This window comes from Kineococcus siccus, from assembly GCF_009906795.1.
Lineage (GTDB): Bacteria > Actinomycetota > Actinomycetes > Actinomycetales > Kineococcaceae > Kineococcus > Kineococcus siccus.
The window spans coordinates 1-10,519 of sequence record NZ_JAAALN010000150.1 but is presented as its reverse complement, the minus strand read 5'-3'; the positions used below and the strand labels follow the sequence as shown (position 1 = coordinate 10,519).

The 10,519-nt window shown below is 77.0% G+C and carries 5 protein-coding genes and 1 pseudogene; 3 read left to right on the top strand and 3 right to left on the bottom strand.

The window, feature by feature from the left end:
* From GTR02_RS15480 to GTR02_RS22450, 3 genes and pseudogenes are all read left to right on the top strand, one after another.
* A pseudogene (locus tag GTR02_RS15480) lies at positions 1 to 1,827 on the top strand (exodeoxyribonuclease V subunit gamma); the annotation flags it as partial.
* Positions 1,824 to 5,240, top strand: a complete 3,417-nt coding sequence (locus GTR02_RS15475) for a UvrD-helicase domain-containing protein (protein WP_205709381.1) — start codon at positions 1,824 to 1,826, stop codon at positions 5,238 to 5,240. The pseudogene GTR02_RS15480 and the gene GTR02_RS15475, both read left to right, overlap by 4 nt.
* A complete protein-coding gene (locus GTR02_RS22450; RefSeq protein WP_205709380.1) occupies positions 5,237 to 7,357 on the top strand; it encodes an AAA family ATPase in 2,121 nt (706 codons plus the stop codon). Before GTR02_RS15475 ends, GTR02_RS22450 begins: the two co-directional genes overlap by 4 nt.
* Before the next feature lie 413 nt (positions 7,358 to 7,770).
* Here the strand turns inward: GTR02_RS22450 and GTR02_RS15455 are convergent, their stop codons facing one another.
* From GTR02_RS15455 to GTR02_RS15445, 3 genes are all read right to left on the bottom strand, one after another.
* Entirely contained in the window at positions 7,771 to 9,141 is a 1,371-nt protein-coding gene (locus GTR02_RS15455; protein ID WP_166608390.1) for an NAD(P)/FAD-dependent oxidoreductase, read from the bottom strand.
* 145 nt (positions 9,142 to 9,286) lie between these two features.
* Positions 9,287 to 9,748: a VOC family protein gene (locus GTR02_RS15450; RefSeq protein WP_166608389.1), complete on the bottom strand. Its 462-nt coding sequence runs from the start codon at positions 9,746 to 9,748 to the stop codon at positions 9,287 to 9,289.
* 123 nt (positions 9,749 to 9,871) lie between these two features.
* The gene (locus GTR02_RS15445; protein WP_166608388.1) at positions 9,872 to 10,444 is read right to left on the bottom strand and encodes a DNA-3-methyladenine glycosylase I; all 573 of its coding nucleotides are present in this window, start codon (positions 10,442 to 10,444) and stop codon (positions 9,872 to 9,874) included.
* Positions 10,445 to 10,519: the final 75 nt, after the last annotated feature.

The following is a 10,519-nucleotide window of genomic DNA, read 5'->3' as shown; positions in this document are numbered from 1 at the left end:
ACCCCCGGCGCCGGTCCCCCCGGGGCGCACCCCGTCGTCCCGCTGGCCGACGTGGAGTCCAGCCGCGTCGACCTCGCGGGCCGCTTCGCCGAGCTCCTCGACCGGCTCGACGCGGTGGTCTCCTCCTTCGGCGGGCACCACCCCGTGCCGCACTGGTGCGACGCGCTGCTCGAGGGCGTCCTCAGCCTGACCGACGTCCCGCGCGACGGCGGCTGGCAGGTGGCGCAGCTGCGGCGCGAGCTGGGCGCCGTGCGGGAGGACGCGGCCCGGGCGGGGACCGCGCGCGTCGGGCTCACCGACGTCGGGGCCCTCCTGGCGGACCGCCTGGCGGGGCGGCCGCAGCGCTCCAGCTTCCGCACGGGCGCGATGACCGTGTGCACGATGACGCCCATGCGCTCGGTCCCGCACCGCGTCGTCTGCCTGCTCGGCCTCGACGACGGCGCCTTCCCCCGGGTGACCGGCGTGGACGGCGACGACCTCCTGGCCCGCGCACCCCAGGTGGGCGACCGCGACCCGCGCAGCGAGGACCGGCAGGTCCTGCTGGACGCGATCGGCGCCGCCGAGCGGCACCTCGTCGTCACCTACGCCGGGCGCGACGTCCGCACGGGCGCGGAGCTGCCGCCCGCCGTCCCCGTGGGTGAGCTGCTCGACGCGCTCGACGCCACCGCCGTCACGCACGACGGCCGGCCCGTCCGGGAGCACGTCGTCGTGCACCACCCCCTGCAGCCCACCGATCCCCGCAACTTCACCGCGGGTGCGCTGGGCCGCAGCGGGTCCGTCAGCTACGACCGGACCGCGCACCGCGGCGCCCTCGCCGCCCGGAGCGCGCCCGCGCCGGTCCCGGCACTGCTCGACGCCGCCCTGCCGGAACCCCCGGTGAGCGACGTCGACCTGGACCGGCTGGTGCAGTTCTGGCAGCACCCCGCGCGCGGACTGCTGCGCCAGCGCCTCGAGATCGCGGGGACGGTCCGGGCCGACGAACCCGACAACGCCCTGCCCGTCCAGCTCGACGGCCTGCAGGAGTGGGCGATCGGTGACCGCTGCCTCGCCGCCCGGCTCGCCGGCGTGGACGCCGTCACCCTGGCCCGGGTCGAGACGGCCCGCGGCGACCTCCCGCCCGGAGTCCTCGGCACGACCCTGCTGCGCAGGGTGGGGGCGCGCGTGGACCGCCTGGCGGCCGCGGCGGCCACCTTCGGCGGCGTCGACCAGCGCGCGGTCGACGTCGAGCTCGACCTGCCCGACGGCACCCGGCTGACCGGCGTCGTGGGCGGGGTGCGGACGACGGCCGCGGGGGGCGACGTGGCGCTCACGACCACCTACTCCCGGGTCAAGGGCAAGCAGCGGCTGCGGGCGTGGCTCGAGCTGCTCGCCCTCAGCGCCGCCCACCCGTCCCAGCCCTGGACGGCGGTCGTCGTCGGCCGGGGCAGCCGGGACTCCACCGCGGTCGTGACCCTGGGCCCCGTGGCGCCGGCCGCCGCCCGGGCGGCGCTGGCCGAGCTCGTGGCGCTGCGCCGCGTGGGCCTCGCCGTGCCCCTGCCCCTGACGGCCGGGGCCGGTTTCGCGTGGGCCGCCGCCCGCCACCGTGGCCGCTCACCGGAGTCGGCCACCGAGAGCGCCCGGGGGGAGTGGACCTCCGGGTACTCCTTCCCGCGCGAGGACGCCGAGGAGGAGCACGTGCTGCTGTGGGGCGCCGACGCCCCGTTCGAGACGCTGCTGGAGTGGACGCCGCCTCCCGGCGCGCCCGCGCGCACCCCGGGGAGCTTCGCCGAGCTCACGCTGCGGGTGTGGAAGCCGCTCCTGGACGCGCAGCGGCAGGAGGAGTGGTGACGGCGACGACGCCCGCGCCGCCGGCCGTCCCCGTCGACCTGGCGGGGCCGCTGCCCACCGGCACGACGGTCCTGGAGGCCAGCGCCGGCACGGGGAAGACGTACACGATCGCCGGCCTGGTGACCCGCTACGTCGCCGAGGGCCACGCCCGGATGGACGAGCTGCTCGTGGTCACGTTCGGTCGTGCCGCGACCGGCGAGCTGCGCACCCGGGTCCGCGAACGCCTCGTGGCCGCTCGCACGGCGCTCGCCACGCCCGGTGACGAGTCGCTGCAGGGCGACGACGTGGTCCTGCGGTCCCTGGCCCGGGGCAGCGCCGAGGAGGTCCAGGAGCGACACGCCCGGCTCTCCGCGGCGCTCGCCTCCTTCGACGCGGCCACCGTCGCCACCGTCCACCAGTTCTGCCAGCAGGTCCTCGCGAGCCTCGGCACCGCGGCGGACGTGGACCCGACGGCCACCCTCGTCGAGAGCCTGTCCGACGTCCTGGAGGAGGTCTGCGACGACCTGTACGTCCGCTTCGCGGCCTTCGCCGCCCGGCAGGGGGCCACGAGCCTGCCCTTCGACCGCGCCGCCGCGCTGCGCATCGCGAAGGAGGCCGTCGGGCACCCGGAGGCGAGGCTGGAACCCTCGCGCCGCGTCGCCGGGTCCGAGGCCGACCTGCGGGTCCGCTTCGCGGCGAAGGTGCGCGCCGAGGTCGAGTCGCGCAAGCAGGCCGGCCGCGTCGTCAGCTTCGACGACCTGCTCGGTCTCCTGCGCGACGCCCTCGCGGCCGACGTCACCGGGCCCGCGGCCTGCGAGCGGTTGCGCCGCAGGTACTCCGTCGTCCTCGTCGACGAGTTCCAGGACACCGACGAGGTGCAGTGGGAGGTGCTGCGCCGGGCGTTCCACGGCGTCCGCCCGCTCGTGCTCATCGGCGATCCCAAGCAGGCGATCTACCGCTTCCGGGGCGCCGACGTCCGCAGCTACCTCGACGCGGCCCGCGTGGCCGGGACCCGGGCGACCCTGTCGACGAACCACCGCAGCGATCCGCTCGTGCTGGCCGGCGTCCAGACCCTCCTGCGGGGCGCGGCCCTGGGGCAGGAGGGGATCGTCGTGCTGCCGGTGGCGGCGGCCCACACCGCGCCCGCCCTGCTGCCCGGCGACGCGACCCCGGTGCGCGTGCGCGTGCTGCCGCGCGCGGGGCTGCCCGTGAACAGCACGGGGGTCCCGCTCGTGCCGGCGGTCCGTGCCGCCGTCGCCGAGGACGTGGCGAGCCAGGTGGCGTCGGTGCTCGCGGAGGGCCTCGAGGTGCGTCCACGGGCGGGGGGTGCGCGCCCGCTGGCCGCGGGTGACGTCGCGGTGCTCGTGCGGACGGGCCACCAGGCCGTCCTCGTGCAGGAGGCCCTGCAGCGGCGCGGTGTGCCGTGCGTCCTCAGCCGCGGTCCCAGCGTGTTCACCACCCCCGCGGCGCGGGAGTGGGTGGTCCTGCTCGAGGCGCTCGAGCAGCCGCACCGCACCCAGCGGGTCCGGCGGCTGGCCCTGTCCGGCTTCGTGGGGACGTCGGCGGCCGCTCTGGACGCGGCGGGCGACGCCGCGACCGACGAGCTGTCCGCCCAGCTGCGGCAGTGGGCGCAGGTCCTGTCCGAGCGGGGCGTGGCGGGGCTGTTCGCCGTCGTCGGCGAGCAGCACGCGCTCGCCGGCCGGCTCCTCGGCCGCAGCGGCGGCGAGCGGCTGTTCACCGACCTGCGGCACGTCTCCGAGACGCTGCACGCCGAGGCCGTCGCGGCGGGGCTCGGGCTCGCGAGCCTCCTGTCCTGGCTGCGCGCCCGGGTCGAGGACGCGGGCTCCGACGTCGACCAGGAGCGTTCGCGACGGCTCGACACCGACCGCGCGGCCGTCCAGATCGCCACCGTCCACACCAGCAAGGGACTGGAGTTCGAGGTCGTCTGCGTCCCCTACGGCTGGGACGAGGCCGGGGGCGGTGCGAAGGACCGGTTGCCGCTCTCGCACGACCCCGACGGCCACCGCGTCCTGCACGTCGGCGGCCCCGGCGCCCCGGGGTACGCGGAGTGCTGCGCGGGCGAGGACGCCGACGGTGCCGGTGAGGAGCTGCGCCTGCTCTACGTGGCGCTGACCCGGGCCGTGTCCCGGGTCGTGCTGTGGTGGGCGCCGTCCACGAAGACGATCCGGGGACCCCTGCACCGCCTCCTCTTCGCCCCCGACCCGCAGCACGTGCCGGAAGCGGTGCCCGTGCCGAGCGACGCCGCGGTGCGGGCCCGGCTGGAGGAGTTCGCGGTCCCCGGCTCGGGGATCGTCGTGCAGACGGCCACCCCGGACGCGGTCGCCGCCGCGCCCGCACCGCCCGCGCCGGAGGGACCCGAGCTGCGTCCCGCGGTGTTCGGCGGCCACGTCGACGGCGCCTGGCGTCGCACGTCCTACAGCGGCCTGACCCGCGCCGTGCACGAGACCGCCCACGCCTCGGTCGCCTCCGAGACCGACGAGGCGGTCCTCGACGACGAGGTCGACCTGGAGGACACCGCTGACCTCGAGGACGACGCGGTCGGTGCCGGCGACCCCCACGAGGCGTGGCGCCTGGTGCCCGCCCCGCTCGCCGACCTGCCCGCCGGCGCGGAGTTCGGCACCCTCGTGCACGAGGTGCTGGAGCACTTCGACCCCGCGAGCGCGGACCCGCTCGGCGACCTGGCCCGGCTGGCGCGGCAGGGACTCGCCCCGGCCTTCGTGGACGTCGACCTGCTGGCGCAGGGGCTGCTCGCGGCCACCGCCACGCCGCTGGGTCCCCTCGCCGACCACCGTCGCCTGCTGGACGTGGCCGCCGCCGACCGGCTCGTGGAGATGGACTTCGAACTGCCCCTCGGTGGCGGCGACGACGCCGGGCGGGAAGGGTCCCCGCCCCGCGCCCGCCTCGAGGACGTCGCCGCCCTGCTGCGCCGGCACCTGCCACCCGGGGACCCGGTCGCGCCGTACGCGGCGGCGCTCGCCGAACCGGTCCTGGGTTCCGAGTCGCTGTCCGGGTACCTGACCGGGTCGGTCGACGCCGTCCTCCGGGTGGTCTCCGAGGACGGGCCGCGCTACCTCGTCGTGGACTACAAGACGAACCGGCTCGCCGGTCCGGGTGAACCGCTGACGGCCTGGCACTACCGCCCGGCCGCGCTCGACGACGCCGTGCGGGCCGCGCACTACCCGCTGCAGGCGCTGCTGTACTGCGTCGCGGTGCACCGGTTCCTGCGGTGGCGGCAGCCGGGCTACGACCCCGACCGGCACCTGGGTGGTGTCCTGTACCTGTTCCTGCGCGGCATGTGCGGCAGCGAGCCCGCGGTGCCCGCGGGCTCGGCGCCCCCGGGCGTCTGGTCGTGGAAGCCGCCGGCGGCGCTGGTCACCGACCTCTCCGACCTGCTGGCGCGGGGGCCGGCGTGAGCACGCCGACGATCGACCAGGGCGCGCGCTACGCGCTGCGTGCGACGGGGCTGCTCCGCACGTTCAACCAGCTGCGCGTGCTGCAGGCCGCCGACGTGCACGTGGCGTCCCGGCTGGGTGCCGTCGCGGGCGAGGACGACGACCGGGTCCTGCTCGCGGTCGCACTCGCGGTGCGGGCCGTGCGCCACGGCTCGGTGGTGCTGCGCCTGGCCGAGGTGCCCGGCACCGTCGTCCCCGAGGACGTGGAGGACACCGGAGCCGCGGACGCCCCCGAGCTGCCGTGGCCCGAGACGACGGGGTGGCTGCAGGCCGTGCGGGGCAGCGTCCTCACGCTCGACCAAGACGCCCCCACCGCGCAGCGCACCCCGGTCGTCGGCGCCGCAGCGGACGACGGCAGCGGCCGCCCCCTGCACCTGGCGGACGGCAGCCTGTGGCTCGACCGGTACTGGCGCCAGGAGCGGGCGGTCGCCGAGGACCTCACCGCCCGGGCCGGGTCGGTGCCGGACGTCGATCCCGCCCGCGTGGCTCCCGTCCTCGCGCGCCTGTGGCCCGGCGGGGCCGCGGACGACCAGCGGCACGCGGCCGCGGTCTGCCTGCTGTCGGGGGTCTCCGTGCTCGGCGGCGGGCCCGGCACCGGCAAGACGACGACGGTGGCCCGGCTCGTCGCCGCGCTGCGCGCGCTGGCCGAACCCGGGCCTCCGCCGCGCATCGCTCTCGCCGCGCCGACGGGCAAGGCGGCCGCCCGCCTGACCGAGGCGGTGGCCACGGCCGTGCGCGACGCCCCCGAGGGTGTCTTCGCCGCCGCGGACTCCGCCTTCCTCGGCGGCCTGCAGGCCTCCACCCTGCACCGCCTGCTGGGCATGCGCCCCGGCTCCGTCCGCGCCCGCTACGACGCGGGGCACCGCCTCCCGCACGACGTGGTCATCGTCGACGAGGCGTCCATGGTGGGTCTCGGCGTGGTCGCCCGGCTGCTCGCGGCGCTGCGGCCCAGTGCCCGGCTGGTCCTCGTCGGCGACCCCGACCAGCTCGCGTCCGTGGAGGTCGGGGCCGTGCTCGCCGACCTCGTCGCGCCCGCGGCCTCCCGTCCCCGCGCACCGCACGTCGTGGACCGCCTCGCGACGGCCGTCCCGCTCGACGTCGGCCTCCCGCTCGCCGGGGCCGGGCAGCCGCCGGGCGTGGGGGAGACCCCACCGGACTCTTGGCGCGGCTCGGTCGACGGTGCCGGGCGAGCGGTGAAGGGTGCGGGAGGGGTCGGTCCTGGCGCGGTCGGCGGCGCGGACGCGGCGGACGGGCTGGAGGCGGCGGACGGAGCGCCGGCCCCGCCGCGGACCACCGTCGCCGACGGGGTGGTGCTCCTGCGCACGACGCACCGCTACGCCGCCGGCGGGGGGATCGCCGACCTCGCGGCCGCGGTGCGGACCGGTGACGCGGAGCGGACCCTCGCGGTGCTGCGCAGCGGGGACCCGGCGGTGCGGTTCCACGAGGTCGAGGAGGACGAGCCCGTCGCGGGCGAGGCGCTGGACGCCGTGCGCGGGGCGGTGGTCGCGGCCTCGCGAGCCGTCGTGGCGGCCGCCGCCGCCGGTGACGCGGCCGCGGCCCTCACGGCCCTCGACTCCCACCGCGTCCTGTGCGCGCACCGACGCGGGTTCCGCGGGGTGTCGCACTGGGCGGCCCTGGCGCACCGGTGGTCGGTGGAGGACGTGGGCGTCGCGCCGCGCCCCGACGGTCGCTACGTGGGCCTGCCGGTCCTCGTCACGAGCAACGACCCCGCCCTCGGCGTCTTCAACGGCGACAGCGGTGTCGTGCTGGAACGCGCCGGCGAGCTCGTCGTCGCGCTCGGCCGGGGTGACGGGCCCCGGTCGGTGCCGCTGTCGCGCCTCGCGGAGGTCGAGACCCTGCACGCCATGAGCGTGCACCGCAGCCAGGGGTCGCAGTTCGCCGCCGTCAGCGTGCTCGCCGCGCCCGCGACGTCGCCGCTGGCGACGCGGGAGATGCTGTACACCGCCATCACCCGCGCCCGACGGCAGGTGCGCGTGATCGGCTCGGCCGCAGCGGTCACGGCCGCGGTCGGGCGGCCGCTGGCTCGAGCGACCGGTCTGGCGGCCCGGTTGCGCTGACGCCGTGAGCCGCTCGCGAACACCGGCCCCGTGGGTGCGGCCCCGTGGGTGCGGCCCCGTGGGTGCGGCCCCGAGTGTGCGGCTCGGTGGGTGCGGCACCGCAAGCGGACCCGGGAGTGCGGCCCCGAGTGTGCGGCCCCGAGAGGCGGCCCCGAGTGTGCGGCTCGGTGGGTGCGGCACCGCACGCACGGACCCGGGAGTGCGGCCCCGGAGAGTGCGACACCGCACGTGCGGATCCCGGAGTGCGGCCCTGGAGGGTGCGGCACCGCACGCGCGGCCCCGGAAGTGCGCCCCGGGGGGGGCGGCCCGCGAGGACCTCGGGTGTGCGGCCCCAGGAGCTGGACCCGGCCTGCGCCACCACGCGACGACGCCGCCCCGGGCAAGCCCGGGGCGGCGTCGTCCAGCGGTGGGTGTCAGCCGACGCGGGGTTCGGCGTCCGCCTTCGCGTAGATCTCGGTGTTCTGCGCGGTCGGGATCAGCGCGTCCTCGGAACGCGTCTGGTTCAGCGACACCGACTGCACGGGGAGCACCGCGTGGAGGATCCAGTCGGTCAGCACGCGCACGCGGTTTGGGATGCTCGGCAGCGCGTAGAGGTGGTAGCCGCGGGCGACGATCTTGGCGGGCAGGCCCGTCAGCTCGATGCCCAGGGGCTTCGCGACCGCCGTGAGACCCCCGAGGTCGGCGACCAGGCCGAGGTCCTTGTGCAGGTAGTCCTTCGCCTGGCCGACCCCGAGGCTGGCCGCGATGTTGCGGCCGACCGCGGTGCCCTGACGCTGCGCGTGCTGCGCCGTGGGCGGGGTGACGGGCTGAGCGCCCTCGGCGGGCTTCGGCTTGGCCAGGTCCGGCACGGCGGCGGCGTCACCGACGGCCCAGACGTCCTCGGCCGCACGCATCTGCGCGTCAACGACGAGCCGGCCGCGCTCGAGCGGCAGGCCGAGGGTCCCCATCAGCGGGCTCGCGACGATGCCCGCGCCCCAGATGAGGGTGCGCGAGGGGATGACCGAGTCGTCGGTGAGGGTGATCGTGGTCTCGTCGACCGACTTCACCGACACCCCGAGCCGGACGTCGATGCCGCGGTCGCGCAGGGCGCCCAGGGCGTACTTGCCCAGGTCCGGGCCCATCTCCGGCAGCACCGCGGGCGCCACGTCGATGAGGAGCCAGCGCACGTCGGAGACCTTGATGTTCGACCAGCGGTCGGTGACCCGGGTCAGCCAGCGGTGCGTCTGCGCGACGATCTCGGTGCCGGTGTACCCGGCGCCGACGGCCACGACGGTCATCCGCTCACGACGCTCGGCGTCGTGCTGCGGGCCGGGCGGCAGGGCGTCGGCGAGGTCGAGCTGGTTCAGCAGGTGGTCGCGGACGAACACCGCCTCGGTGATCGTCTTGACGCCGCGGGCGTGCTCGGCGACCCCGGGGATGGGGAAGCGGCGCGACACGGACCCGGGGGCGAGCAGGAGCTTGTCGTAGGAGACGACCTGCGTCTCCCCGACGTCCCCGCGCGTGATGGAGACGGTGACCGTCTTGGCCTCGAGGTCCACCGAGGTCGTGTGACCGACGATCAGGCGGCTCTTGGGGAGCGCCTGCCGCAGGGACACGGCCACGTGGCGCGGCTCGAGGACCGACGCGCACACGTCGGGCAGCAGCGGGCTGTACGTCAGGTGGTCGGTCGGGCTGATCATCACGATCTCCGCCGCACCTGCCGGAAGCAGCCGCTCGAGCTTCTTCGCCGCGTACAGGCCGGCGAAACCGCCGCCGACGACGACGACGCGAGCTCTTCCGTTCATGCAGACCACACCTCTCCTCGTCCCGTCGCCGGGCTCGACGGTTGCGCATCGATCCTTGCACGGAAGGCCCAGGTCGCTCTCCGGGGAGGGGGCGGCACGGCCGCCGACGGTGTCCCGGCCTGGCCGGGGGGCCGGCCGGCGGCGCTCAGCCGTCCCCGTCCGCCGCGGCGTCGAGCTCGGCGACGACGATGCGGCTCATGCCCATCAGGGCGGCGCCGGCGCGCCCGGCCCGCGCGGGGTCGGGGTCGGCCATCAGCTCGCCGAGGCGCTGGGGCACGACCTGCCAGGACAGGCCGAAGCGGTCCTTGAGCCAGCCGCACCGGCTCTCCTCGCCCCCGCCCGCGAGCAGCCCGTCCCAGTAGTGGTCGACCTCCGCCTGGTCGGCGCAGGCGATCGAGAACGACACGGCCTCGGTGAAGGAGAACTGCGGGCCCCCGTTCAGCGCCAGGAACTCGCGGCCGTCGAGGGTGAACGCCACCATGAGGGCCTTCCCGTCGGGGCCGGGCGTCACCGCGGTGGTGGCGGAGTTCGGGAACAGCGCCGTGTAGGTGGCGGCGGCCTCCTCGGCCTGGCCGTCGAACCAGAGGCAGGGTGTCGTCGCGGGCATCGGGGGCTCCTGGAGGGTCGGTGGGACCGGTCGCAGGGCAGACTCCCCTGCCGGGAGGAACTCATCGCAGCGGGACGGAGCGCGGCGGGGACGGCGGGTCGCTCGCGCGTCCCCCGGGCGGTCTCACCGGCGCCCGCGCGCCGGGCAGTGCGCCAGGTGGTCGTCGACGAGGCCGCAGGCCTGCATGGTCGCGTAGGCGGTCGTCGGGCCGACGAAGCGCAGCCCCGCGCTCTTCAGGGCCCGGGCCAGCGCCGTGGACTCGGGCGTGCTCCCCGGCACGTCGGCGGGGGAGCGCGGTGCGGGCCGGGCCGGCGGCGCGTGCGACCAGACGAGCTCCGACAACCCGGTGCCCGCCGCGGCCAGCGCGAGCACGGCCCGGGCGTTGGCGACGACCGCCTCCACCTTCAGCCGGTTGCGGATGATCCCCGGGTCGGCCATCAGGCGCTCGACGTCCTCCTCGCCGTAGGCCGCCACCACCTCGGGGTCGAACCCGGCGAAGGCGGCGCGGAACGTCTCGCGGCGGCGCAGCACGGTGATCCAGGACAGGCCCGACTGGAACGCCTCGAGGCTGAGGCGCTCGTACAGCTCCCGGTCGCCGTGGACCGGCCGACCCCACTCGGTGTCGTGGTAGCTCTCGTACAGGGGGTCGCCGGTGCCGAAGCAGCGGAAGGGCCCGCTCGTGTCGGGGGTGCTCACGGCGCGGATGCTGCCAGCCCGGGCGGACAGCGCCCCGCGGCCGTCCACAGCCGCCGCCGTCCACACCCCCCCCCC

Excerpts from the sequence above, each read along its gene's own strand:
- GTR02_RS15450 (WP_166608389.1), bottom strand. The coding sequence starts at position 9,748 with ATGCCCGCGACGACACCCTGCCTCTGGTTCGACGGCCAGGCCGAGGAG.
- GTR02_RS15455 (WP_166608390.1), bottom strand. The coding sequence starts at position 9,141 with ATGAACGGAAGAGCTCGCGTCGTCGTCGTCGGCGGCGGTTTCGCCGGC.